The 24,182-nt window shown below is 67.3% G+C and carries 21 protein-coding genes and 1 riboswitch; of the genes, 12 read left to right on the top strand and 9 right to left on the bottom strand.

From position 1 onward, the window contains the following. Window positions 1-9 precede the first annotated feature (9 nt). The 3 genes from ACXAGF_RS18405 to hemC form a co-directional block, all read right to left on the bottom strand. Window positions 10-1,281 carry a COG4223 family protein gene (locus ACXAGF_RS18405; protein ID WP_475018819.1) on the bottom strand — a complete coding sequence of 424 codons (1,272 nt, stop codon included), beginning with the start codon at window positions 1,279-1,281 and terminating at the stop codon, window positions 10-12. 113 nt (window positions 1,282-1,394) lie between these two features. Continuing rightward, window positions 1,395-2,123 carry a uroporphyrinogen-III synthase gene (locus tag ACXAGF_RS18400; protein WP_475018818.1) on the bottom strand — a complete coding sequence of 243 codons (729 nt, stop codon included), beginning with the start codon at window positions 2,121-2,123 and terminating at the stop codon, window positions 1,395-1,397. Next, window positions 2,123-3,052 carry a hydroxymethylbilane synthase gene (hemC, locus tag ACXAGF_RS18395; protein ID WP_475018817.1) on the bottom strand — a complete coding sequence of 310 codons (930 nt, stop codon included), beginning with the start codon at window positions 3,050-3,052 and terminating at the stop codon, window positions 2,123-2,125. The genes ACXAGF_RS18400 and hemC overlap by 1 nt, the downstream gene beginning before the upstream one ends. A gap of 73 nt (window positions 3,053-3,125) precedes the next feature. On the opposite strand from hemC, the gene tsaD reads away from it, so the two are divergent. From tsaD to ACXAGF_RS18345, 10 genes are all read left to right on the top strand, one after another. Beyond that, window positions 3,126-4,220, top strand: a complete 1,095-nt coding sequence (gene tsaD, locus ACXAGF_RS18390; RefSeq protein WP_475018816.1) for a tRNA (adenosine(37)-N6)-threonylcarbamoyltransferase complex transferase subunit TsaD — start codon at window positions 3,126-3,128, stop codon at window positions 4,218-4,220. Further along, a complete protein-coding gene (locus ACXAGF_RS18385; protein ID WP_475018815.1) occupies window positions 4,217-5,209 on the top strand; it encodes an NAD(P)H-dependent glycerol-3-phosphate dehydrogenase in 993 nt (330 codons plus the stop codon). Before tsaD ends, ACXAGF_RS18385 begins: the two co-directional genes overlap by 4 nt. Window positions 5,210-5,222: 13 nt before the next feature. Further along, on the top strand, window positions 5,223-5,516 hold the full coding sequence (locus ACXAGF_RS18380) for a YciI-like protein (protein ID WP_475018814.1): 294 nt from the start codon (window positions 5,223-5,225) through the stop codon (window positions 5,514-5,516). 4 nt (window positions 5,517-5,520) lie between these two features. Further along, window positions 5,521-5,952 (top strand): EVE domain-containing protein, encoded by a 432-nt coding sequence (locus tag ACXAGF_RS18375; RefSeq protein ID WP_475018813.1) that lies wholly within the window; start codon window positions 5,521-5,523, stop codon window positions 5,950-5,952. Between the two features lie 7 nt (window positions 5,953-5,959). Next, window positions 5,960-6,640, top strand: coding sequence for a class I SAM-dependent methyltransferase (locus ACXAGF_RS18370; RefSeq protein ID WP_475018812.1), 681 nt, complete (start codon window positions 5,960-5,962; stop codon window positions 6,638-6,640). A 421-nt stretch (window positions 6,641-7,061) separates the two neighbouring features. Further along, window positions 7,062-10,169, top strand: coding sequence for a helicase-related protein (locus ACXAGF_RS18365; RefSeq protein WP_475019341.1), 3,108 nt, complete (start codon window positions 7,062-7,064; stop codon window positions 10,167-10,169). Between the two features lie 4 nt (window positions 10,170-10,173). Then, window positions 10,174-10,593, top strand: a complete 420-nt coding sequence (locus ACXAGF_RS18360) for an RNA-binding S4 domain-containing protein (protein ID WP_475018811.1) — start codon at window positions 10,174-10,176, stop codon at window positions 10,591-10,593. 185 nt (window positions 10,594-10,778) lie between these two features. Next, window positions 10,779-11,117, top strand: a complete 339-nt coding sequence (fdxA, locus tag ACXAGF_RS18355) for a ferredoxin FdxA (protein WP_475018810.1) — start codon at window positions 10,779-10,781, stop codon at window positions 11,115-11,117. Between the two features lie 385 nt (window positions 11,118-11,502). Then, entirely contained in the window at window positions 11,503-12,072 is a 570-nt protein-coding gene (locus ACXAGF_RS18350) for a CarD family transcriptional regulator (protein ID WP_192250792.1), read from the top strand. Between the two features lie 452 nt (window positions 12,073-12,524). Further along, a complete protein-coding gene (locus tag ACXAGF_RS18345) occupies window positions 12,525-13,379 on the top strand; it encodes an RNA polymerase factor sigma-32 (protein ID WP_475018809.1) in 855 nt (284 codons plus the stop codon). A 12-nt stretch (window positions 13,380-13,391) separates the two neighbouring features. Here the strand turns inward: ACXAGF_RS18345 and ACXAGF_RS18340 are convergent, their stop codons facing one another. The 6 genes from ACXAGF_RS18340 to thiB form a co-directional block, all read right to left on the bottom strand. Then, window positions 13,392-13,871: a DUF2721 domain-containing protein gene (locus ACXAGF_RS18340; RefSeq protein WP_475018808.1), complete on the bottom strand. Its 480-nt coding sequence runs from the start codon at window positions 13,869-13,871 to the stop codon at window positions 13,392-13,394. An 88-nt stretch (window positions 13,872-13,959) separates the two neighbouring features. Continuing rightward, complete coding sequence (locus ACXAGF_RS18335; protein ID WP_475018807.1) at window positions 13,960-16,020, bottom strand: mechanosensitive ion channel family protein; 2,061 nt, start codon at window positions 16,018-16,020, stop codon at window positions 13,960-13,962. Window positions 16,021-16,183: 163 nt separating this feature from the next. Beyond that, window positions 16,184-17,689, bottom strand: a complete 1,506-nt coding sequence (locus tag ACXAGF_RS18330; RefSeq protein ID WP_475019340.1) for a M48 family metalloprotease — start codon at window positions 17,687-17,689, stop codon at window positions 16,184-16,186. Window positions 17,690-17,972: 283 nt separating this feature from the next. After that, entirely contained in the window at window positions 17,973-18,713 is a 741-nt protein-coding gene (locus ACXAGF_RS18325; RefSeq protein ID WP_475018806.1) for a thiamine ABC transporter ATP-binding protein, read from the bottom strand. Next, the gene (thiP, locus tag ACXAGF_RS18320; RefSeq protein ID WP_475018805.1) at window positions 18,706-20,322 is read right to left on the bottom strand and encodes a thiamine/thiamine pyrophosphate ABC transporter permease; all 1,617 of its coding nucleotides are present in this window, start codon (window positions 20,320-20,322) and stop codon (window positions 18,706-18,708) included. Before thiP ends, ACXAGF_RS18325 begins: the two co-directional genes overlap by 8 nt. Window positions 20,323-20,405: 83 nt before the next feature. Beyond that, on the bottom strand, window positions 20,406-21,416 hold the full coding sequence (gene thiB / locus ACXAGF_RS18315; protein WP_475018804.1) for a thiamine ABC transporter substrate binding subunit: 1,011 nt from the start codon (window positions 21,414-21,416) through the stop codon (window positions 20,406-20,408). A gap of 39 nt (window positions 21,417-21,455) precedes the next feature. Next, window positions 21,456-21,569: riboswitch (TPP riboswitch) on the bottom strand. Window positions 21,570-21,676: 107 nt separating this feature from the next. On the opposite strand from thiB, the gene ACXAGF_RS18310 reads away from it, so the two are divergent. Together ACXAGF_RS18310 and ACXAGF_RS18305 are read left to right on the top strand one after the other, a co-directional pair. Then, window positions 21,677-22,339, top strand: coding sequence for a thiamine diphosphokinase (locus ACXAGF_RS18310; protein ID WP_475018803.1), 663 nt, complete (start codon window positions 21,677-21,679; stop codon window positions 22,337-22,339). Between the two features lie 3 nt (window positions 22,340-22,342). Next, entirely contained in the window at window positions 22,343-24,169 is a 1,827-nt protein-coding gene (locus ACXAGF_RS18305; protein WP_475018802.1) for an ABC-F family ATP-binding cassette domain-containing protein, read from the top strand. The last annotated feature ends 13 nt before the right edge of the window (window positions 24,170-24,182 follow it).

Raw genomic sequence — 24,182 nt, 5'->3', positions numbered from 1 at the left:
TTCCGCCCCTCAGCCCTGGTTGCCCATTGGTGCCATGGCGCCGGAAACGATGGCGTTGACACCGTCCTCAACCGCGATGCGGTCGTCCAGCTTGCCCTTGAAGCCTGCGCCTGCGCTGCGGGCGGGCTCCGGCAACGACTGCCACTCGATCTGTGCGCCCCTCAGGTCGCCGTTCTGCAGCTTGTTTTCGATGCGCGCGACGATGGCTTCAGGCGTATCCCCCTCGACACTGCCGACCGGCCGGATCTTGATGGCCGACGTGGCGCTGGAGAGCAGCCGGTCGACGATGCCCTGGTCGCCCGTCGGCTGGTATACGGCGTCGATCATGTCGTCGGCGACCGGCTCGAACGCACGCACCAGATCCGAGCGCGACGGCACCCCGGCCGCCGCATGCGGCCTGAGCGCCGCAAGCGCTGGGTCGTCCGGCGAAAGGCTGGCGAAGGCCTCGAGTTCGGCAAGGTATGGTCCGCCGCGATCGATCGTCGTCTTCAACGCGGTCGCGGCCACCGCGCGCGCCATGGTCACGTCGTTCTGCGGCTCGGCAAGCTTCACCTCGGCGGCATCGAGACGCTCGGTCAGCCTCGCCGCCTGGTCCGCGGCGCCGCGCGCCGCGCTGGCTGCCTGCTCGCGCAGTTCGGCGATCTCGGCGGTCAGCTGGGCGAGGCCGGCCTCCAGCGCGGACACCGACTGCTCCACCTGCCCGCCGAGCGCGGCTGCCTCGGGGGGGGCGGCAACGCTGTTTTCAAGCGCGGCCAGGCGAGTCTCGATCGGCTCCAGATCGACCGCCTCGGCGGGAGCCGCATTCTGCAGCGTAGCCAGTTGGGACTTGAGGGCGTCGATGTCCGCGGTGACGGGCGCGAGGTCGACTGCGGCGTCGCGCCCGGGGCCCAGCGCGGGCAGGTACCCGCCGTACTGCAGCGCCCCGGCGCCGGCAAGCGCAACGAGGCCGCCGAGGATGGCGGCGGCGAGGGCGCCGGACTTGCTGGCAGCGGGTTGCGGCCGGGGCTCGAAGGTCTGCTCGGGCGCGGCGGAGGTCGTCTTTGCCGGCTCGTCGGCCTGCGGGTCCGTTACGATCGGCTCCTGTAGCGTTACGGCGTCAGCCGCCGGCGCATCGCCCGCTTCTGCGCCCGGCGCGCCTGTCTCGCTTGCGCCTGTCGCCGCCGTCGCCTCGACGTCCGACTTCAACACCTTGTCGTCTGCGGCGGCTGGTGCCGGCTCGTGTTCGATCGTCACGGGCGTCTCGCCGGATTTCTTGCGGTGGGGCGGTTTTTCCGGATCCATGACGCTCTCCTTGTATCCCTTTGCTTTGTAACAAGCCTAGTCAGGGAAGCAGGGCAGGGAAAGCCCCCAGTTCGATTTAAGCGGCGACGGCCGAAGCAGCGAGGCGGATGCGGCTACAGCAGGTCCAGCAGCCCGTCTTCCGTCGGCGCGATCGATACGACGGCGTTGGCCGCGTAGCGCGCCGGCACGGCCGCGGCGACCTGGCGGCTGATGCAGAGGAACAGTGCGTGGTCGAGACATTCGGGCTGCTCGGTCACCAGCGGCAGCTCGAAGAAGCGGACCGCGGACTCGCGCGAATAGAGCAGGACGACGTCCGGCGGCGTCTCGACGATGACAGGGCGTTGCTGGGCGCGTTTTGGCAGGGTCGGCTTCATCCGATAACACTCGACGGTGTCATAGGCGATGCCGGCCGCATCGAGCCCGGCCTCGAGCTGGTTCGATCGCGGCTGGCCGGCGAGATAGAGCAGGGGGTCGGGGGGGATTCCGTAGTCGAGTCGATGGGCCGCGATCAACTCGGCCAGGCTGGCGCCGTCGCCGCCTTCGGGCACGAGCACGGTACGGAAGCCGGCGCCCGTCGCCGAACGGGCGGTTCCGCGACCGACCGCGAACACGGTGGTCAGCAGGTGGCGGTCCAGTGCATCGCCGATCGAGCGAAGCGCCCTGACCGCTTCGCCGCTCGTGATCGCGAGCGCCGAATGGGGTCGCGACAGGGCCGATACCGTCGCGCCAGGGTCATGCACCGCCACGGCCAGCGGCAGCAGGACGGGGGTGTGGCCGAGTTCGGAAAGCCGCGCCGAGGTGCGCTGCGCCGAGGCTTGCGGCCGGGTGACGAGCACGCGCATCAGGCCCATCCGTCGAAAAAGCTGGTCCCTGCCGCCTCCCGCACGACTTGACCCGCGCGCGCGCCGAGCGCCGCCGCTTCCGACGCCGCGCCCTCGATCTCGGTCTCGTGGACCCTGGCGCCGTCCGGCGTCAGGATCATGCCGCGGAAGCGGATCCGGCCGGCCTGCGTGATCGCATAGCCGGCGATCGGCGTTCGGCAGGAGCCGTCGAGCACGGCGAGGAAGCCGCGCTCGCACGCCACTGCTTCGTGCGTGGCCTGGTCGTCGATCGCCGCAAGCAGATCGGCGATACGTCGGTCGCCGATGCGGGCCTCGACGCAGATGGCGCCCTGCGCCGGTGCCGGCAGGAACACCTCGGGATCGAGCACCTGCGTTGCCACCTGTTGCTTGGCGATGCGCTTCAGCCCGGCATAGGCGAGCAGCGTGGCATCGGCCTGGCCCTCGGCGAGCTTGCGCAGACGGGTGTCGACCTGGCCGCGAAAGGTGATCACGTTGATGTCCGGGCGCAGCCTGCGGATCAGCGCCTGGCGCCGCAGCGAGGCGGAACCGACCGTGGCGCCGTGGGGCAACCCGTCGAGCGTCGGCGCGGTGCGGCCGACGACGGCGTCGCGGGGATCCTCGCGCGGCAGGAAGGCGGCCAGCTCGAGACCGTCCGGCAGGCGGGTCGGCATGTCCTTCGACGAATGCACGGCGAGGTCAAGATCGCCCGAAAACAGCTGCGCCTCGATCTCCTCGGTGAACAGGCCCTTGCCGCCGATCTCGGACAGCGGGCGGTCGGTCACGCGGTCGCCCTTGGTGGAGAGCACGACGATTTCGAACATCTCCTCGGGCAGGCCGTGGGCGGCCATCAGCCGCACCCTGGTTTCGTGCGCCTGCGCCAGCGCCAGTGGGCTGCCGCGCGTCCCGATCCTGAAAGGTTTTGTTTGCATCCGCCTTGATCCGTTGTTACCGGGAGTTCTCGTAACCGGCTTTTTGGGCCATCGCAATCGAACAGCGTGCTTCATGTCGTCCCAACTGACCATCCTCGGCATCGAGACGAGCTGCGACGAGACCGCAGCGGCGGTCGTGACGCGTGACGGCGACGGTCAGGGCGCCATTCTCGGCGACGTCGTGCTGAGTCAGCTCGAGGAACATAGCGCTTATGGCGGCGTGGTGCCGGAAATTGCGGCGCGCGCCCATGTCGAGGCGCTCGACGCCCTGATCGAGCAGGCGCTGGCGCGGGCCGGCAAGCGCCTGTCTGACATCGACGCCATCGCCGCGACCAGCGGTCCGGGGCTGATCGGCGGCCTGATCGTCGGGCTGATGACCGGAAAGGCGATCGCCCGGGCGACCGGCAAGCCGCTTTATGCCGTCAACCATCTGGAGGGGCACGCGCTGACGGCGCGGCTGACGGACGGGTTGGCGTTTCCCTACCTGATGCTGCTCGTTTCCGGCGGGCACACCCAACTGGTGCTGGTGCGCGGGGTCGGCGAGTACGAGCGCTGGGGCACGACCATCGATGACGCGCTCGGCGAGGCGTTCGACAAGACGGCGAAGCTGCTCGGCCTGCCCTATCCGGGCGGTCCGGCGGTGGAGAAGGCGGCACAGACAGGCGACCCGGACCGGTTCGCCTTCCCCCGGCCGCTGGTCGGCGAGAAGCGGCTCGACTTCTCCTTTTCCGGCCTCAAGACGGCCGTCCGGCAGGCGGCCCAGTCGATCGAGCCGGTGACCGATCAGGACATTTGCGACATCTGCGCCTCCTTCCAGACGGCCGTCGCACGCACCTTGAAGGACCGCATCGGCCGCGGCCTCGAGCGCTTCCGGCAGGTCTTTCCCTCGGTCGCGGACCCGGCGCTGGTGGTCGCCGGCGGCGTCGCGGCAAACAGGGTGCTGCGCTCGACCCTGCAGGCGCTGTGCGACCGCGACGGTTTCCGCTTTGTCGCGCCGCCGCTGGCGCTGTGCACCGACAATGCGGCGATGATCGCCTGGGCCGGCCTGGAGCGCATGGCGGCCGGTCTGTCCCCGGATGAGCTGTCGGTGGCGCCGCGCTCGCGCTGGCCGTTGGACGGCGAGGCGGCCGCGGTCCTCGGCTCGGGGAAGCGGGGAGCCAAGGCATGAGCACGCGCCCGCATGTCGTCGTCGTCGGTGCCGGGGCTTTCGGCACCGCGCTCGCCACGGTGATCGCCGAGACCGGCGACAACCGCGTTTCTCTGCTGGCCCGCCGCGCCGAGGCCGCGGCCGAGATCGTCGCCACGCGCCAGAACGCCGCCGCGCTGCCGGGCATCACGCTCTCGAGCGTGCTTGAGGTCTCAGCGGAGCACGCGGTCCTCCAGGATGCGGGGATCGTGCTGTTTGCGATGCCCTCGCAGGCGCAGCGCGTGGCCGCGCGCGACCTGGCGTCCCATCTGGCGGACCGGGCGGCGGTGATCGTCTGCGCCAAGGGCATGGAGAAGGCAAGCGGTCGGTTGCTGACCGACGTGCTGGAGGAGGAGTTGCCGCGGCAGGCCGTTGCGGTCCTTTCCGGCCCCGGCTTTGCCGCCGACATCGCGCGCGGGCTGCCGACGGCCATGGTGATCGCGGCGGGAACTGCGGACCGGGCGTCCGACCTGGCGCGGAGCCTGTCCGGGCCGACCTTCCGGCTCTATCCGTCGGCGGATCGCATCGGCGTGCAGCTCGGCGGGGCGCTGAAGAACGTGCTGGCAATCGCCTGCGGCATGGTCGAAGGCGCGGGCCTCGGGGATTCCGCCCGCGCGGCGCTGATCTCGCGCGGCCTTGCGGAAATGTCGCGCTTCGTCGCCGCGCATGGCGGTGCGGCGGCAACGGTCACGGGGCTTTCCGGCCTCGGCGACCTGGTGTTGACCGGCACCAGCCATCAGTCGCGCAATCTGCGCTTCGGCATCGAACTCGGCCGGCACGGCAATGCGCAGGGATGGCCTGGCGAACTCGTCGAGGGGGCGTTCGCCGCCGGCGTCGCCGCAAGGGTCGCCGCCGAGCGCGGTATCGACATGCCGATCACCGATGCGGTCGCCGCGATCGTCGACGGCACGCTCGACCTCGGCACGGCGATCGGCCGGCTGATGACCCGACCGATTACGCAGGAATTCTGACAAAGGAGAGATCATGCTTTTCGCCCTTTTGTGCACCGACAAGCCCGACGCCCTGCAGATCCGGCTCGACACCCGCCCCGACCACGTCGCCTATCTCAACCGGCTGAATGACGAGGGGCGGCTCGCCTTCGCCGGTCCGTTTGTCGGTCAGGACGGCAAGCCGACCGGCAGCCTTGTTGTCGTGAAGGCGGAAACCATCGAGGCGGCTCGGGCGCTTGCCGAGGCCGACCCCTATGCCAAGGCCGGCCTGTTCTCCAATGTCGAGATCAAGGCCTGGAACTGGGTCTTCAACAACCCGGAGGCCTGAGGCAATGGCGTACTGGCTGTACAAGTCCGAACCGTTCAAATGGTCCTGGCAGATGCAGAAGGACGCGGGCGCGCAGGGCACCGAGTGGAACGGGGTGCGCAATTATCTGGCCCGCAACAACATGCGGGCGATGAAGGTCGGCGAGAAGGGCTTCTTCTACCACTCCAACGAGGGACTGGAGATCGTCGGCATCACCGAGGTCTGTGCGCTGTCCCATCCCGATTCGACCGCCGGCGACGATCCGCGCTGGGACTGTGTCGACATCCGCGCCGTCTGCGACATGCCCCGGCCGGTGTCGCTGAAGGAGATCAAGGCAAACCCGAAGCTCGAGACCATGGCACTCGTCACCTCCATGCGCCTGTCCGTACAGCCGGTGACGGAAGACGAGTGGCTCGAGGTCTGCCGCATGGGCGGTCTCGACCATCCGCCACGCTGATCCGGCCGTGAAGACCGACCCCGAGCACTTCATTCTCGCCAACACTGCGGTGCTGACGCCGCCGCACGTGCCCGAGATCAGGCTGCGGCTCGCCTCGGAGGCACACGATCTCTGGCAGAAGACGGAAGAGGAGCTCGAGGCGATCGGCCTGCCGCCGCCGTTCTGGGCGTTTGCCTGGGCGGGCGGGCAGGGCTTGGCCCGGCATGTGCTCGATCATCCCGAAACGGTGCGCGGTCGCACCGTTCTGGATTTTGCCAGCGGATCCGGTCTGGTTGCGATCGCGGCGATGCGCGCAGGCGCCGAGGGCGTGCTGGCGGCCGACATCGACCCCTGGAGCGAAACCGCGATCCGGCTGAACGCGGCGCTGAACGGCGTCGCGATTGCGCATTGCGGCGCGGACGTTGTCGGTCATGATGGCGGCTGGGACGTCGTGCTCGCCGGCGACGTGTTTTATGACAAGGCCTTTGCCGCGGCGCTCGTTCCGTGGTTCTCGGACCTCGCCCGAAGGGGGGCGCTCGTTCTCGTCGGCGATCCCGGCCGGTCCTATTGCCCGAGGGAACAGATGGACCCGGTTGCAGTCTACGAGGTCCCCGTCACCCGAGTGCTGGAGGACAGCGAGGTCAAGCGCACGACGGTTTGGCGGTTCGCGTCCGGCACCTGCCCCGCGGTGCCTGCAACAGGCGGCTGAGCGGCGGATCTCCGCCTCCGAGGTGCGATTTCTTATCACCTATCGAAGAAAGGGCTTTACAGGCCTTTCCGGGTCCGGTTGTGCGCCAGGGCGCCGACTCGTCCTGCTGGCGGCCGGGATTCAACATGTCGTGGGCCAGGGTGCCGCGATGCCAACATGTTGTGGAGAACAAACCCGGAATCGACGGGAGTCTTCGTTTCGTCGCCGATTCGTTCGCACGGCGTTCCGATTCGGCGCTCAAGCGTCTGGGGAACCGGCAATTCGCGGCCGGTAGATGCCGGAAAAATGCGGGAGAAGCGCCGTCCGGCCGGGCATCACCCTTGTCTTTGCCGGCCGTGATGGGCATTTGTGTTGCCGGCGTTCGGCACAACCGGCGCCGGATGATTGATGCTCTCCGAGGCAAGCCTTGACTGCTGCACCGATGATATTGAGCGGCCGCGGTGTGACCGCGGTGCTCGGGCCGACCAACACCGGCAAGACCCATTACGCAATCGAACGCATGGTGGCGCATGAAACCGGCGTGATCGGCCTGCCGCTCCGGCTGCTTGCGCGCGAGGTCTATACCCGGCTGGTGGAGAGGGTCGGCCACCACAACGTGGCCCTGATCACCGGCGAGGAAAAGATCACCCCGCACATGGCGCGCTACTCGGTCTGCACGGTCGAGGCGATGCCGCGCGAAACCCGGGCCGCCTTCGTCGCGATCGACGAGGTCCAGCTTGCCGGCGATCTCGAGCGCGGCCACATCTTTACCGACCGGATCCTGCACCTGCGCGGTCGCGACGAGACGCTGCTTCTCGGTGCCGCCACCATGAAGCCGATCCTCGAGCACCTTTTGCCCGGCATCACCGTGGTCGAGCGACCACGCCTGTCGCAGCTGTTCTATGCGGGCTCGAAGAAGATCACCCGCCTGCCGCAGCGGGCCGCGATCGTCGCCTTCTCGGCCGACGAGGTCTACGCGATCGCCGAGCTGATCCGCCGCCAGCGCGGCGGCGCGGCGGTCGTGCTCGGGGCGCTGTCGCCGCGCACGCGCAATGCCCAGGTCGGCCTCTACCAGGCGGGCGACGTCGAGTACCTCGTCGCGACCGACGCCATCGGCATGGGGCTCAACCTGGACGTCGACCACGTCGCCTTTGCGCAGAACCGCAAGTTCGACGGATACCAGTTCCGCAATCTCAATCCGGCCGAGATCGGCCAGATCGCCGGTCGCGCGGGGCGGCACCTGCGCGATGGCACCTTCGGGGTCACGGGCCGTGTCGACCCGTTCGACGACGAGCTGGTCGAGCGCATCGAGGCGCACGTGTTCGACCCCGTCCGCGTGCTGCAGTGGCGTTCCAAGCGGCTGGACTTTACGTCGATCGCCAACCTCAAGGCGAGCCTGGACGTGCCGCCGGCCATTGCCGGCCTCACCCGGGCGCTGCCGGCGGTCGACCAGCAGGCGCTGGAGCATCTGTCGCGCTACCCAGACGTCAGGGACATGGCGACGACGCCGGAGCGGGTCGAGATGCTCTGGGAGGCCTGCGCGCTGCCGGACTATCGCCGCATCGCGCCAGCGCAACATGCGGACTTGATATCTACCCTCTATGCCGATCTGGTCAGGCAGGGTACGGTGAACGAGGACTTCCTGGCCGAGCAGGTGCGTCGAGCCGATCGCACCGATGGCGAGATCGACACGCTTTCGGCACGAATCGCTCAGATAAGGACATGGACCTATGTGTCGAATCGTCCGGACTGGCTTGCCGATCCGACACACTGGCAGGAAAAGACGCGGGAAATCGAGGACCGACTGTCTGACGCGTTACATGAAAGGTTGACGAAACGCTTTGTTGATCGCAGGACATCTGTGCTCATGAAGCGCCTGAGAGAGAATGCGATGCTGGAAGCCGAGATCAGTGTAAATGGCGATGTCTTCGTCGAAGGACATCATGTGGGGCAGTTGGCCGGTTTCCGGTTCGCCCTCGCGGCGGGCACCGAGGGCCCGGATGCGAAGGCCGTGCAGGGTGCCGCGCAGAAGGCGCTTGCGCTCGAGTTCGAGGCACGGGCGGCCCGTCTTCACGCCGCCGGCAACAGCGATCTCGCGGTCGGCTCCGACGGGACCGTGCGCTGGCTCGGCGAGCCGGTCGCGCGTCTGGCCGCGAGCGACCACATCATGCGCCCGCGCGTCATCCTGCTCGCCGACGAGCAGCTCACCGGCAACGCGCGCGACCACGTCGCCGCCCGCGTCGAGCGCTTCGTCAACCATCACATCGCCACCGTGCTGAAGCCGCTGGACGACCTGTCGCGGGCGGAAGACCTGCAGGGTCTCGCCAAGGGGCTCGCCTTCCAGGTGGTGGAGAGCCTCGGCGTGCTGTTTCGGCGCGACGTGGCCGAGGAGGTGAAGTCGCTCGATCAGGAGGCGCGCGCCTCGATCCGCAAGCATGGCATCCGCTTCGGCGCCTACCACATCTTCATGCCTGCGCTGCTCAAGCCTGCGCCGGCGGAGCTCATTACCCTGCTCTGGGCGCTGAAGAACGACGGACTGGACAAGCCCGGCTACGGTGAATTGATCCCGGCGCTGGCCGCCGGCCGCACCTCGGTCGTGGCCGATCCGAGCTTCGAGCGCACCTTCTACAAGCTCGCCGGTTTCCGCTTTCTCGGCAAGCGCGCCGTGCGCATCGACATCCTCGAGCGCCTGGCAGACCTGATCCGCCCGCTCCTGCAGTGGAAGCCCGGCTCAGCGCCGCGTCCAGACGGCGCTTATGACGGGCGCCGCTTCACCGCCACCACCTCCATGTTGTCGATCCTCGGGGCCACCCCCGACGACATGGAGGAAATCCTGAAGGGCCTCGGCTATCGCGCCGAAGCGGTCAAGGCGGAGGAAGCCGCCGCGTTCCTCGCCGCTGAGGATGCCAAGACGGCGCCCGTCAAGGGCGAAGCCGATGCCGCAACCGCGGCGTCCGAGGATACGGTCGCGCAGGACGATCCGGATGCGAAGGCGGTCGGCGAAGCGACCACCGCCAACGGCGACGTGGGCGACGAGGCGAGCACCGAAGCGAACGGGACGACCGAGCCGGTCACCGAGACGGCCGAGCAGGTCGCCGAGACCGTTGGCACGGTCGAGATCGCGAAAGCTGCGGCAAATGATGACGGCGCGATCGCTGCCGCGGAGTCGGACGCGCCGGTCGAGGTCCGTCCAGTGCTGCTGTGGCGACCGGGAGGCCGAAACGACAACCAGCGCCAGGGCCAGCGAGGCCACGGGGAGGGGCAGGGCGACCGCCGCGGCGACCGCGGACAGAAGCCGGGCGGACGTCGGGACCGTGACCGGCGCGACGGCCGGCCACAGGGCGGGCGCCCGGACCTTGCCAAGGACCGCGACGGAAAGCCGCAGGGCGGCCGCCCGGATTTTGGTGATCGCAACGGCCGTCCGCAGCGCGACGAGAGGTCGGGCAAGCCGAGCAAATTCGAGGCGCGCCCGCCGCGCAAGGAAAAGCCGGTCGACCCGGATTCGCCCTTTGCCAAGCTGGCTGCTCTCAAGGAGCAGATGAAGAAGTAACGACATGGCGGACGATGGGGAACAGTCACAGGGTCAGGCGCGCCAGCGCATCGACAAGTGGCTGTTCTTCGCTCGGCTGCGCAAGTCACGCTCGCTGGCGGCGAAGTCGGTCGAGCAGGGCGACGTTGCGGTCAACGGTCAGCCGGTGCGCCAGCCTGCCTTTGCCGTCAAGCCCGGCGACACGGTCGTTCTGTCGCTCGATCGCCACGACCTTGTCGTCAAGGTGGTTTCTCCCGGCAGTCGCCGAGGCCCCTACGAAGAAGCCCGTACACTCTATCAGGACCTCACCCCGCCGCTGCCGCCTCGGTCGGAGCGAAGCCTGTTCGAGCAGGCCACGCGCGAGCGCGGGGCGGGGCGCCCCACCAAACGCGAGCGGCGGGAAACCGACGCGCTGCATGGCCGCTTCGATCCGCCCGAAGAATAGAAATCCGTGCCTCTTGGCCCTGATTTTGCGCAAGGTTTTGTCCTTGCAATGGCAGGGCAAAGCCTTTACCTCCAGACCCTGGATGAGGTGCGCCGGCATGCGCATGACCGGCGCTGCAAGGCGCCGATCGATCTGGCCGAAGGCCGGCATGCAGGCCATGGAATGGATTTTCGCTGGAGTTCATCATGACGTATGTCGTGACCGACAACTGCATTCGCTGCAAGTATACGGACTGCGTTGAAGTCTGCCCGGTGGACTGCTTCTACGAGGGCGAGAACTTCCTGGTTATCCACCCGGACGAATGCATCGACTGCGGCGTCTGCGAGCCCGAATGTCCTGCCGAGGCGATCAAGCCCGATACCGAGCCGGGGCTCGACAAGTGGCTGAAGATCAACACCGAGTTCGCGCAGATCTGGCCGAACATCACGGTCAAGAAGGAGCCTTTGCCCGATGCCAAGGCCTTCGACGGCGAAGAGGGGAAGTACGAGAAGTATTTCTCGGCCGAGCCCGGGCAGGGCGACTGATCCGGCCCAGGCTGCGTGCCGGACAGCGTCTGAATTGGGGAAAACCGGGCAGGCCTGCGCGCAAGCGGATAGGGCAGGCTTGATGACCCATGCGAAGCAAATTATTGATTTCGGCACTTTTTTGTGATAGGGTCATCAAACTGATCCAATCGAGGCACTTGGTGTGCCCGAACACCATCACGAAAGCAAACGATCCCTACGGCGCCGCTCACCTCCCATAAGCAACGTCAGCGTTGCTGTTTTGTGATCGTGCTGTCTTATCCGTTTGTGCCTTGTTGGACGGACCAGGAGTGGTGTCACCCGACGGTGTCCCCGTCTTTCCCGGGCCATCTTGACCCGGCCCCGGCCCATGCGCCGGGAGCGTACCAGGGAGTATTTGAATAGAATGACGACCCAGCAGAAGAAATCTTCCACGCGTCAGGGCTTCAAGACCGGTGAATCCATCGTCTATCCCGCTCACGGCGTTGGCCAGATTGTCGCCATCGAAGAGCAGGAAGTCGCGGGCATGAAGCTCGAGCTCTTTGTCATCGATTTCGAGAAGGACAAGATGCGCCTCAAGGTTCCGGTCGCAAAGGCCGTATCCATCGGCATGCGCAAACTGTCCGAAACCGATTTCGTCGAGCGCGCGCTGAAGGTTGTCCAGGGCAAGGCCCGCGTCAAGCGCACCATGTGGTCGCGTCGGGCACAGGAATACGATGCCAAGATCAATTCCGGCGACCTGATCTCGATCGCCGAGGTGGTTCGCGATCTCTATCGCGCCGAAAACCAGCCGGAGCAGTCCTACTCCGAGCGCCAGCTTTACGAGGCCGCTCTCGACCGGATGGCGCGCGAAATCGCCGCCGTCAACAAGATGTCGGAAACCGAGGCGGTGCGCCTTGTCGAGACCAATCTCAACAAGGGCCCGAAGCGTGGCAAGGTCATCGAGGAAGACGACGCCCAAGACGAAGCAGCCTGATCGACGCTGCCCGTCCCGATCTGTTCGACCCGGCTGGACCTCCAGCCGGGTTTTTCTTTGGAACCTTTTGCCGCTGCCGGGATTTGGGGTGGATGGGCGCGACCTTGCGTCTCATTTTCGTTGCCCACCCTGACGACCGCCGCGGTGGACCCGCAAAGCGGCGACGGTCGCCGCAAGTGGGCACAGCTCGAGCGACGGCAGTTTGGAAGTAGCGACAGAGCCGTCGAACCGCTTGATGCGGACCGACAAGAAATAGGCACTCGCTCAATGGCTCCGAGCAGTATAGCATGGCCCCTGCAGTGACGGCCTGGGGCGCCGTTGCAGGGCCAAAGTCTTCGCAGCCGCAATTGTGGCCGGCCACCGCGAAGGTCTCGCAGACGCATGCATTGTCAGGTGAATACCTTGGCCACGTTGGTCTCGGATCCTTTCAATCCCGGCTCAGGGAGATGCCAATGGCTACCAGCACCGCAGACCGACGCATGATCAAGATTGCGATGTCCGCGCCCTATCTCGAGCGGGACGAGGAGCAGGCTCTTGCCCTCGCCTGGCGTCGGGATCACGATCAGGAAGCGCGCAACCGGATCGCGATGGCGCATATGCGCCTTGTGATCGCGCTCGCTTCGCGCTTCCGAAACTTCGGATTGCCGTTCAACGATCTGCTCCAGGAAGGCTATATCGGCCTGCTGGAAGCGGCGGCGCGGTTCGAGCCTGAACGGGAGGTCCGTTTCTCCACCTATGCCACCTGGTGGATCCGGGCCTCGGTCCAGGACTACGTGCTGCGGAACTGGTCGATCGTCCGCGGCGGCACCAGTTCGGCCCAGAAGGCGCTGTTCTTCAACCTGCGCCGGCTGCGCGCACGCATCGCCCGCGACGATGCGCACCTGACCTCGGAGACGGTCTACCGCGAGATCGCCAGCGCCTTGAAGGTCAGCACGGCCGACGTGCGCAACATGGATGCGCGGCTGGCGTCGTCCGACGTCTCGCTGCAGGCGCCGGTTTCCGGCGGGGGCGAGTCCGGCGCCAGCCATATCGACTTTCTCGCCAGCGACGCCCCGCTTCCGGATGAACAGGTGACGGAGATGATCGACGGCGAGCGGCGACGCGAGTGGCTGCGGCGGGCGCTTGCGGGACTCAACGAGCGGGAAATGAAGATCATCCGCGCCCGGCGGCTGGCCGACAGCAGCTCGACGCTCGAGGAACTCGGCACCGATCTCGGAATATCCAAGGAGCGAGTCCGCCAGATTGAGAATAGGGCGATGGAGAAACTGAGAATCGCGCTCTGCCAGGCCTCGCCGGCGCTGGCCTGAGCCCGAGAGCGCTCAAGGCGTCGCCTTGGCGCGCCGCGATTCCAGACGAAGTTGGTCACCCGCTATCTGGCGCAGCATGCTGCGTCCGGCCAGTGCCATCTCGAACAGGAACGCCAAGAACGACCCCACCAGGGTGGCCACGGCGAGGCCGAAGAAAACCAGAAGGATCAGCTCGCGGAAGTCCTGCCTGATCGCCCCGACCATGAAGCCCAGCGTCGCGAGGCAGGTGCTGACCCCCGATGCGGTGGCGAGAACGACTGCGGTCTCGAGTGCGAGCGTCCGCTTGCGCAGGAACAGCATGTGCAGCAGCCGCTCCTCATCGGGGTCGGAGTCGGCGGTGCCGGATTCGAACAGCGCGTTGACTCGGTCGGAAATCCTCGCAAGCCGTGCCGCGAAGACGTTCAGGCACCCGGCCGTGGCGGTGAGAAGGAAGACTGGCGTCAGCGCCGTCTGGATGATGATCGCCGCTTCCGAGGCCAGAACTTCATTCACGGTCGATCTCCTGCGGCGCTTGGGCCGGCTTGCGGGTTCATTGACAAGACTCCGAACTGCAGGAGGCGGTCGCCCGCGGTGCCCCGGGCTAGCCCTCCTTCCCGCCGGCCGCCGCCTGTTGCGCGGCGAGGTCGGTCTGCCGCTTGTACATCGCCGCGGCGGCGGCTGCCTCCTTTTCCTCGCCCCCCACCTGGAACGTTGGCTGGGCGAAGGCGATGTCGTTCTCCGCAAAGGCCTGGGTGATCATCGTGTATGCGCGCCGCCGGATTGCGGCCTGCTCGCCGGTCGGCCGGGCGGTGAAGCCGAAGCTGACCTCGATGCCGAACTCGCCGATCTGCTCCACGCCCTTCATCTTCAGCGGCTTGATGAAGTTCGGGCCGAGTTCCGGATCCTCCAGCAATTGCTTGCCGATTTCCTTGGCGATCTTGCCGACCTTGCTGATGTCGGTCTTGAACGGCACGCGGATCCTGAACTTGTCGACCGTCCAGTCGCGGCTGCCGTTGCGGATTGCGCCGAGCGAGCCGAAGGGAACGGTGAAGACGGCGCCGCGGTGATGGCGTAAGCGAATGGAGCGCAGGCTGAAGGACTCGACCACGCCGTTATAGCTGCCGCTTTCGATCCATTCCCCCACGCGGAAGGCGTCGTCCATCAGGTAGAAGATGCCGCTGACGATGTCCTTGACCAGTGTCTGCGAGCCGAAGCCGATCGCCACGCCGAAGATGCCGGCGCCGGCGATCAGCGGGCCGACCTGTACGCCCATTTCGGCGAGGATCATCATCACCACGACGCAAAGAACCACCACCGCAAGCGCATTGCGGAAGATCGGCAGCAGCGTGCGCATGCGGGCGCGCCTCGCCTTCTCGTCCGGCGTCTGCGCCGCCTCGCCTTCCGCGGGCGCCAGCTTGCCGTCGATATAGGTCTTGGCCAGCTGCCAGGCGAGATCGGCCAGAAGCAGGATGATCACACTCTTGAACAGGCCATTAACGATAAACTGGATGACAGCGTTCTCCCGCGTCACAATGTTAGGATTGTAGTTCCAGACCAGCGCCAGCCAGCCGACCGCGAGCAGGATGACGATTGCACGCACACCCCGGACGAGCAGGACCATTCGCAGCGTGCTGGTGTTCTCCTCGCTCCAGCGAGCAAGCGCGAAGGCCTTGGTCAGCCGGTCCGTCGCTGCGAGGATCTTCGGCAGGACGATCGCGTAGATGCCAAGCCACAGTAGTCCGGCAAGGTTCATGCACCACAGCAGCCATAGTCCGGTCAGATACGCGGTTGCCAAGGCATTCGTCGCCCGGCTCGGCGGATTGCCCGACCGGTCCAAGGGCCGGTGCCAGACGGTCTCGACGGCAATGAGCAAGAGCAGCAAGGAAAAGGCGTAGGTGATCGCCGCGCGCACGTCGGCATCGACGCCGAGCGGCCGGGCCATGGCCCAGATGGCGAAGCCGAAGGCGAGCACCGCCCCGAAGATGCGGATGCGGTTGTAGTGGAAATGGGTTGTCCCGCCTACGTCCATCGCCAGGCGGCAGAGCCCGAGTGCCAGGCGATAGCCGATCACGGCCAGCAGGGAGTAGAGCACCACGGCGCGCAACAGCGGCGGCCAATGAAAGATCAGGAAAACCAGTCCCGACACCGCCGTGAACACCAGAAGAGGGCCGAACTCGGCGTAGGCGCGCGTCAGGATGGGGCTCTCGAATTCGGCCTTGCGCACCTTCGTCCGGAAGAGCCATTCGGCAGCAACGCCGACGGCGATGATGCCGAGCAGAATCACGATGGCGGGTGCAAATCCGTTAGACCGCACCTCGGCCTTCGCTCGGCCTGCCGCCGCCGCGATTTCGGATGGAACCTTCGGAATGGCCGCGCCGATCGCCTGGACGCGCCGGCGGGCCTGCGCCTCGATGTCCTCCACGGCGAGGGTCGCCTCCTTCTCGACTTCCGCGGGGGCAATAGAACGGCTCTGGAGCCAGGTCCTGATCTCCGGGTCGTCGAGCAGTTTCATCAACTCGGCGAGCTTGTCGGGGGGAGGCGCCGCCGTCGTGACCGGGGGCGATGCGGCCCCGGCCGGAGACTGGGCCATTGCCGCCGGCGCAGCGAAAGTCGACAGGGCGCCGACGAACAGCAGAAAAAGGAATGCGGGAAATTTCGACATCTTACCCCAGCGTGTATGTCTTGCGGAACCCACGGAATGTCATCCCGCCTGCAGATGCATGCTAACGGTAGTGTTTAACTAGCATTTTCGCGCGCGCGCCGGAAGATGGCCCGCACGGCTCGTGGCGGGCGGGCGGGCGCCGCGGTCTTCGCCGCGCCGTCTGCTACTCGGTAATGATCTTGACCTTGTCGCCGGCCTTGATCGTGCTGGTCGGTGTCAGCGCATTGATCAGGCGGAAGAGGTCGAGCTTGCGATCGGTGCCCATCATGCGCCCGGCGAGCGAAGCCACGGTGTCGCCGGCGCGCGCCGTCACGACACGCACACGCAGCGGCTTGAGCGAGGCGACTTCCTGCGACGTCAGCTGCCGGAACGAGGCCTTGAGCGTGTCGGCGGTCGGTTCCAGGGCCGCCGAGCCCTGCGGCACGGCAGTCAGGAAGCGATAGATCTGGTCGCCGTTGCGCACGACGGTGACATCGAACTCCCAGCGGTCGGCGGCGGCCCGGGCCGTCGCGGCCTCGAGCCCGTTGACCGTGATCGGACGGATCGTTTCCGTCTTCAGGCCGGTGACCCAGCCGCTCGAGATATAGTTGACCAGGCTCTGGCGCTGCTTGTCGGCGACGCCATCGAACCGGATGGCGATGTCGCCGGGGCCGGTCGCGAGAACGGCATCCGCCTTGTTGTCGATCTGGAAGCCTGCTGGCACGTCGAAGCGGATGCCGAGCTTGCCGTGCAGGAAGGTCTGGCCGCGGACATAGCCCTCCTCCGGGCTGTCGCCGTAGAGCAGACCGTCGATGCCGGCGAGATAGTAGCTGCGACCGCGATCGCCGACCGTGCCCTCGGCGCCGAAGGCGCGGGCGTGGCGCCGGGCCAGTTCGACGCGCTGCGGCGCGTTCGGGTGGCTCGACAGAAAGTCGAGGCTCTGGTCTGCTTCCGGATCGACCGCGCTGAACTGACCGTAGGCGGCCATGGAGTCGAGGAAGCGCGCCGCGGCATAGGGGTCGTAGCCGGCCTCGCCGAGCATCCGCACGCCGATCACGTCGGCCTGCAGTTCCTGGTTGCGCGAGAAGGCGGCGAGCCGCAGCTTGCCGCGGGCGAGCGCCTGCTTGCCGGCGATGTTGCTGGACAGCACCTCGGCGACGACGCGGCTGGCAATCACCTCCGCCTCTTCCTTCTTCTGGCGCTCGATGCCGTGGTTCGCCGTGACGTGCGCCATCTCATGCGACAGGACGGCGGCAACCTCGGAGGCGTCGTTGGCAAGGGCCAGCAGGCCGCGGGTGACATACAGATAGCCGCCGGGCAGGGCGAAGGCGTTGATCGCCGGCGAGTTGAGGATGGTGATCCGGTAGGACTGGTTCGGGTTCTCCGACACGGCCGTCAGGGCGCCGGCGATGCGCGCAACCAGACGCTCGGTCTTGGCGTCCTTGTATTCGCCGCCGTAGCTGGCGACGATGCGCGGATGCTCGCGCGCACCGACGGCGGCACGCGGATCGTTCTTCTGGACCTCGGCGACGATCTGCGGATTGGAGGAGGGAGCTACGGTCGGCTCGTAGGTCTGCTCCAGAGCCTGGCAGGAGACCAGCAAGCCGGCGAGCGCGAGCGTCGCTGCGATGCGCGCGCCAACCGACTCACGTTTCCTGCCGCCATCCGCATGCCGACCCTTGCCCAGCATTCGCAACATGCCCTTCGCAGTCCCCATACACCCGCCCGGAATTGACCCGAAGCGTCGACGTTCGAACGGTGATCGATCGACGACGACGAGCCCCCATTTGTTCCGATTGCGCGTGCGGCCATTCGATACATCGCGCCTAACCCGATCAGTTCGGCCCGGCCACTTTGCCGAGAGATAGACGCACCGCCCCCTGCCGACAACTCCCGATTCCAGAATCGGTTTTAGATGTGGCTCCGGTGACACAGCGTAACGTCCAAAATATGGCAGTGCGGGATAAATGCCATTATCTATCAATGCCAAGGAAGTCGTCCAGCGCGGGGATGCCGCGTTGGTCGAGAAAATCCCTGAGCGGCGCCATCACGGCGATCCTGCCCTCGTCGAGGAACATCGCCTGGTCGGCGAGCCGACGCACGTCTTCGAGCTGGTGGCTGATGAAAAGCAGGGTGATGCCCGTGTCGGCGCGCAGGCCCGCCAGCAGGTCCGCCATCTCGGCGCGCATGGCCGGATCGAGTGCGGCGAAGGGCTCATCGAGCAAAAGGATCGGCCGCCGGCGAACAAGCGCGCGGGCCAGGGCTACCCTCTGGCGTTCCCCGCCCGAAAGGGGCGCGGGCATGCGCGGCCCGTAGCCGCCGAGACCGACGCGGTCTAGTGCCTGGTCGACTTGCCGATGCTGGGCCGGGCCGAGCCGGAGCGACGGGTCGATCCCGAGACCCACGTTCTGCGCCACGGTCAGGTGGACAAAGAGATTGTTCTCCTGGAACACGATCGAGACCGGGCGCGCCGCCGGCTCGCGCCCCTGCATGTCCTTTCCGAAGATCTCCACCGTTCCGGAGCGAACCGGCTGGAAGCCGGCGATGACGTTGAACAGGGTCGACTTTCCCGCCCCTGACGGCCCGGTCACGGCGAGGCTTGCGCCCTGCGGGATGCGGCAGTCGAAGACGATCCGCTTTTGCGCGAACTGCACGGTGGCCGCGACGAGGCGAATGGCCGCAACATCCGCGCTCGGGCCGGACGGCTCAGACATGGTCTTCCCTTGCGTTCTTCTCCGCTGCGGTTGCGGGCAGCGTCAGCAACAGGCAGACGAGACCCAGCAGCAGCGCGATACCGGCCGCATCGGCGGTGCGATAGCTTCCCATGCGGCTGAACAGCAGCCAGGGCAGTGTAACAAATCCTTCCGCGCCGAAGATGGCGATGGCGCTGAGATCGCCGAGCGAGAGCGCCATGGCGAAGGCGAAGCCCGTCAGCAGCGGTCGTTTCAATGCCGGCCCGTCGACCCACCGCAGCCGGCGCCATCCGGTGACGCCGAGGCTGACCGAGAGCCGGCCGGTTCGGGCGAGATGCGTTCGATAGGCCGGCGCCAGCACGCGCACGACGAAGGGCAGTGCCATCAGGGCATTGATGACGACGACGACATAGGGGGCGAGACGTCCGGTGGCCCCGATCGGGCGCAGCATCAAGAACCAGCCGGTCGCGACCACGACCGGCGGGACAAGCAGGATCAGCGAACTGGCCGCCTGCAGGCCGGTCGCCAGGTATCGGGTCGGCGCCCCCGTTGCTCCGGACTGCACCAGTCTCGGCACGGCAATGGCCGGCATCGCCACTGCAAGGCAGAGCATGGCCGAGCTTGCGGCGATCGCAAGGCTGGTCAAAAGGGCCCGGTGCAGCAGCGGGTCGCCGGCGAGACGGACGAGATCGGCGGATAGTCCCGCGGTCAGGACGGCGGCAAGCGGCGCGGCCGTGAACAGCGTGAAGGCGGCGATCACCAGCGTGTCTGCCACCCGCCCCTGCCGTGTGTCGAAGCGTCGGACGGCGCGACCGGTCGTCGGGGCCTCGTCGGCGGGCGTTCCCAGCATCTGCAACAACGCCAGCAGCGTGCCGGTGACGATGATCTGCAGCGCCGACAGGATGACGGCGCGCGCCGGGTCGAAGTCGAAGCGGAGCGCCTGGTAGATCGCGACCTCGATCGTCGAGGCGCCGGGTCCGCCCCCCAGCGTGAGCACGACGGTGAAGCTGGTGGCACAAAGCATGAAGACGAGGCCGGCGATCCCCGGCAGGATGCCGCGGATGGCCGGCCATTCGAGCAGGCGGAACACCGCGCGCGGACGCATGCCGAGATTGGCGGCGGTGAGCCAGTACTCGGCCGGGATGCGCTCCAGGCCGGCAAGCAGCAGACGCGCGGCGAGCGGCAGGTTGAAGAAGACATGGGCGATGAGAATGCCTGCAAGCCCATACACGCTGACCGGATTGTCGAGTCCGGTCAGGGCCAACATCTCGTTGACAATGCCACGCCGGCCCCAGACCTCGATGATGCCGAGCGCGGCCACCAGCGCCGGCAGCCCGAGGGGCAGCACCGACAGTCGGATGATCCAGGCCCGGCCGGGAAACTCTCGGCGGCGGGCCAGTGCCCGGGCGACCGGGACCGCGAGCGCCACTGCCAGCAGCGTCGACAGGCCCGCCTGCAGCAGCGTGAACCTGGCGACCCGGAACAGATAGGCGTCGAACAGGGCGCCGCCGGCGCCGGCCTCGGCGTTCAGCAGCAGCACAGCGGTCGCAAGTCCGGCGAACAGCACGATGAAGCCGAAGGCCAGAGCTCCGGCGCCCCTGATCGCTGTGCTTTCGCTCGCGGTGTACATGCCGGGAGCCGCCTCCGTTGTTGCGCTTCCCGCCGCTCCGGAGCCGGGGGTCAGGCCCCGACCTGCGCAGGCGGGGACAATGCCTAGTTGGCGCTCATCGCCGCCAGCCACTCGTCGATCCAGGCCTTGCGCTTGGCCGCCACCTCGCCCGAGGGGAGCAGGAACGTGTTCCCGGGCTTGACCAGCCTGTCGAAGGCGGCCGGCAGCGGTTCTTTGGTGGCGCCGACCGGCATCATCCAGTTGGTCTCCGGAATGATCGACTGGAAGTCGGGTCCGGTCATGAAGGTGAGGAACCGCCGGGCCAGTTCCGGATCATCCGACGTTTTGGTCATGCCGGCGACCTCGATCTGGACGTAGTGCCCCTCGGAGAACGCTGCCGCCTGGTAGCGATCGGTGTCCTCCGCCACCATGTGGTAGGCCGGCGAGGTCGTGTAGGAGAGCACCATCGGCGCCTCGCCCTTGGTGAAGAGACCGTAGGCCTCGGACCAGCCGGGGGTAACGGTGAGCACGCGGTCCTTCAGCTTCGCCCAGGCCTCGCCGGCCTTGTCGCCGTAGACGGCCTTGACCCAGAGCAGGAGGCCGAGGCCCGGCGTCGAGGTGCGGGGATCCTGGACAACGATCTTCTCGTCGGGATCGCCCTCGACCAGATCCTTCAGGCTGCCCGGCGGAACCTTCAGCGCCGCTGTGTCGTAGACCACGGCGAAGTGGCCGTAGTCGTAAGGCAGGAAGGTGTCGTCGGAAAAGCCGCCGGGAACGGTGAGCCCCTGCGGCGAAAGCTGATGCGGCACGAACAGACCGGTCGCCTTGGCCTCGGCGACGAGATTGGTGTCGAGGCCGAGGACGACATCGGCGCTGGTGCCTTCGCCTTCCAGCTTCAGCCGGGTCAGCAACTCGACGCCGTCGGCGACGCCGATCCATTCGACCTTGCAGCCGCAGGTCTCCTCGAAGGCGGCCGCCACCTTGGCGCCGGGCCCCCATTCGGTGACGAAGCTCTCGTAGGTGTAGACGGTCAGCGTCTTGTCCGCAGCAGCCGCGGGGGTGGCGATGAACGCCGCGGCGAGCAGCGACAGGGTGGAAAGCCTTGTGTTGCGCATCTGCGCCTCCTTAATCGATCCATGAAGGGGAATAGGGCGCTGGATGTGCCGTCTAATCCCTCCGCCGGTACAAACCGGATCAGGTTCCGCGGGTTGGCATAGCCTCTCAGCCTTCGGCGGATCGCGCGATCCAAGGCACCCCGTTAGAGCAGGGCAAGCATTAATCCGGCAGCGCGATGCTTGCAAGCGTCTTGCGCCACCGGCCGTTCGCAGCGAAAGCCGTTTCCATTCCCCCAAGACATGCGTTAGACGGTGCACCCATGACCAACACCGGCGCCGACCATTCCTTTCTTGTCCTGCTCGGGGGAACCCTCGAACCGACGCCACGGTTCCTGGCGGCGATCGCCGGTGCCCGCTGCATCGCCGCCGACGGCGGAATACGCCACGCGGCGATGCTCGGCCTGACGCCCGAGGTCTGGGTCGGCGACTTCGACTCCAGTTCGGCGGAAGAGTTCGAGACCTGGGCGCATGTCCCGCGCGAACCCTATCCGGCCGCCAAGAACGCCACCGATGGCGAGATCGCCGTTTCGGCCGCTCTGCAACGTGGTGCGCGCAGGCTCATCCTCGCCGGGGGGCTGGGCGGCGAGCGCAGCGACCACGCGCTCATGCACCTGTTGCATGCCATGGCGCTGAAGGAGAACGGCCTGGACGTCGTCCTCACCTCGGGAGCGGAGGAGGCCTGGCCGCTGCAGGCCGGGAGCGCCACCATCGACCTGCCGCCGGGCAGTCTCTTTTCCGTCCTCGGGCTGACCGCACTTTCCGGCCTGTCGATCGCGAATGTGCGCTATCCGCTTGAAGGGTTCGAGGTGCCGTTCGGCTCCTCGCGCACCGTCTCCAACGTGGCCCTCGGCCCCGTCACCCTCACCCTCGCCTCCGGCCGCGCCGTCATGCTGGCCCGGCCCTATGATCATTCAGGAGCCTGACCGTTGGCACCGCCCATCCTCAAACTCGACGACACGTTCCTGAGCTTCGGCGGCACGCCGCTGCTCGCCGGCGCGAACCTCCAGGTGGAGCCGGGCGACCGCATCTGCCTTGTCGGCCGCAACGGCTCGGGCAAGTCGACGCTGCTCAAGATCGCTGCCGGCATGGTCGAGCCGCAGTCCGGGGCGATTTTCCGCCATCCGTCCGCCACCATCCGCTATCTCGAGCAGGCGCCCGACTTCGAGGGCTATGCCACGGTGTCCGCCTATACCGAAGCCGGGCTCGGCCCGGGTGACGACCCCTATCGCGTCGCCTACCTTCTTTCCCATCTCGGGCTGACCGGCGAAGAGGATCCGACGACGCTGTCGGGGGGCGAGGCTCGCCGCGCGGCGCTCGCCCGCGTGCTGGCGCCGGAGCCCGACATCCTGCTTCTCGACGAGCCGACCAACCATCTCGACCTGCCGACGATCGAATGGCTGGAGGAGGAACTGGTCAAGAGCCGATCGGCGCTGGTCGTCATCTCGCACGACCGCCGCTTCCTCGAGAAGGTCTCCAATGCCACCGTCTGGCTCGACCGCGGCGCTTCGCGTCGGCTCGACCGCGGATTTGCCCATTTCGAGGCCTGGCGCGACCAGGTGCTGGAAGCGGAGGAACTGGAGCAGCACAAGCTCGGCAAGGCGATCGAGCGCGAGGAACACTGGCTGCGCTATGGCGTGACGGCCCGGCGCAAGCGCAACATGCGCCGGCTCGGCGAGTTGCAGGACATGCGGGCGCGCCATCGCGGTCACAAGGGGCCGCAGGGCACGGTGCAAGCGACGGCATCCGATGCCCAGGAATCGGGCAAGCTGGTGATCGAAGCCGACAAGGTCAGCAAGCGCTATGGCGAGCGCACCATCGTCGCTCCGTTCTCGCTGCGGGTCCATCGCGGCGACTGCATCGGCCTTGTCGGGCCGAACGGCGCGGGCAAGACGACGCTGCTGAAGATCCTGACCGGCCAGCTCGCGCCCGACGCCGGCGCCGTCCGGCTCGGCACGAACCTTGAAATCGCCACCCTCGACCAGCGCCGCGAGGACCTCAACCCGGACGACACGCTGGCGCATTACCTCACCGACGGCCGCGGCGAGACCCTGCTCGTCAACGGCGAGCAGCGCCATGTCACCGGCTACATGAAGGAGTTCCTGTTCCAGCCCGAGCAGGCGCGCACGCCGATCCGCAATCTCTCGGGCGGCGAGCGGGCGCGGCTGATGCTGGCACGCATCCTCTCGCGTCCGACCAACCTGCTGATCCTCGACGAGCCGACCAACGACCTCGACATCGAGACGCTCGACCTGCTGCAGGAGATCGTCGCCGGCTTTCCCGGCACGGTGATCCTCGTCAGCCACGACCGCGACTTCCTCGACCGCACGGTCACCTCGACGATCGCCCCCGCCGACCCCGCGGCGCCGGACGGCCGCTGGATCGAATATGCCGGCGGCTATACCGACATGATGGCGCAGCGTCGCGGCGCGGCCGAAGAGCGCCGCCGCGTGGAGAAGGCGGAACGGACGAAGGCGGCCGACAGCGCGCCCGCCGAGAAGCCGGCCGACAAGGGCCGGGGCAAGCTCTCCTACAAGCAGAAGTTCGCGCTCGAGACCTTGCCCGGGGAGATCGACAAGGTTCAGGCCGAACTCGCCAAACGCGAGGAAAGGATGGCCGACCCGACGCTGTTTGCCAAGGATCCGGCCAGCTTCAACCGGCTGGCGGGAGAACTGGAAGCGCTTCGCGCCGACCTTCACCGCATGGAGGAGGAGTGGCTCGAACTGGAAATGCTGCGCGAGGAGTTCGAACGGTAGCCGCGACCGCGAC

The organism is Mycoplana sp. ABR4_002, from assembly GCF_056159645.1.
This window is presented reverse-complemented; position numbering and strand designations above follow the sequence as displayed.

Coding starts and splice junctions, on each gene's coding strand:
- hemC (WP_475018817.1), bottom strand. CDS start 3,052: ATGCAAACAAAACCTTTCAGGATCGGGACGCGCGGCAGCCCACTGGCG.
- ACXAGF_RS18345 (WP_475018809.1), top strand. CDS start 12,525: ATGGCTACCAGCACCGCAGACCGACGCATGATCAAGATTGCGATGTCC.
- ACXAGF_RS18360 (WP_475018811.1), top strand. CDS start 10,174: ATGGCGGACGATGGGGAACAGTCACAGGGTCAGGCGCGCCAGCGCATC.
- ACXAGF_RS18350 (WP_192250792.1), top strand. CDS start 11,503: ATGACGACCCAGCAGAAGAAATCTTCCACGCGTCAGGGCTTCAAGACC.
- ACXAGF_RS18335 (WP_475018807.1), bottom strand. CDS start 16,020: ATGTCGAAATTTCCCGCATTCCTTTTTCTGCTGTTCGTCGGCGCCCTG.
- ACXAGF_RS18365 (WP_475019341.1), top strand. CDS start 7,062: ATGATATTGAGCGGCCGCGGTGTGACCGCGGTGCTCGGGCCGACCAAC.
- ACXAGF_RS18380 (WP_475018814.1), top strand. CDS start 5,223: ATGCTTTTCGCCCTTTTGTGCACCGACAAGCCCGACGCCCTGCAGATC.
- ACXAGF_RS18385 (WP_475018815.1), top strand. CDS start 4,217: ATGAGCACGCGCCCGCATGTCGTCGTCGTCGGTGCCGGGGCTTTCGGC.
- ACXAGF_RS18400 (WP_475018818.1), bottom strand. CDS start 2,123: ATGCGCGTGCTCGTCACCCGGCCGCAAGCCTCGGCGCAGCGCACCTCG.
- ACXAGF_RS18330 (WP_475019340.1), bottom strand. CDS start 17,689: ATGCTGGGCAAGGGTCGGCATGCGGATGGCGGCAGGAAACGTGAGTCG.
- ACXAGF_RS18325 (WP_475018806.1), bottom strand. CDS start 18,713: ATGTCTGAGCCGTCCGGCCCGAGCGCGGATGTTGCGGCCATTCGCCTC.
- ACXAGF_RS18310 (WP_475018803.1), top strand. CDS start 21,677: ATGACCAACACCGGCGCCGACCATTCCTTTCTTGTCCTGCTCGGGGGA.
- fdxA (WP_475018810.1), top strand. CDS start 10,779: ATGACGTATGTCGTGACCGACAACTGCATTCGCTGCAAGTATACGGAC.
- ACXAGF_RS18375 (WP_475018813.1), top strand. CDS start 5,521: ATGGCGTACTGGCTGTACAAGTCCGAACCGTTCAAATGGTCCTGGCAG.
- thiP (WP_475018805.1), bottom strand. CDS start 20,322: ATGTACACCGCGAGCGAAAGCACAGCGATCAGGGGCGCCGGAGCTCTG.
- thiB (WP_475018804.1), bottom strand. CDS start 21,416: ATGCGCAACACAAGGCTTTCCACCCTGTCGCTGCTCGCCGCGGCGTTC.
- ACXAGF_RS18405 (WP_475018819.1), bottom strand. CDS start 1,281: ATGGATCCGGAAAAACCGCCCCACCGCAAGAAATCCGGCGAGACGCCC.
- tsaD (WP_475018816.1), top strand. CDS start 3,126: ATGTCGTCCCAACTGACCATCCTCGGCATCGAGACGAGCTGCGACGAG.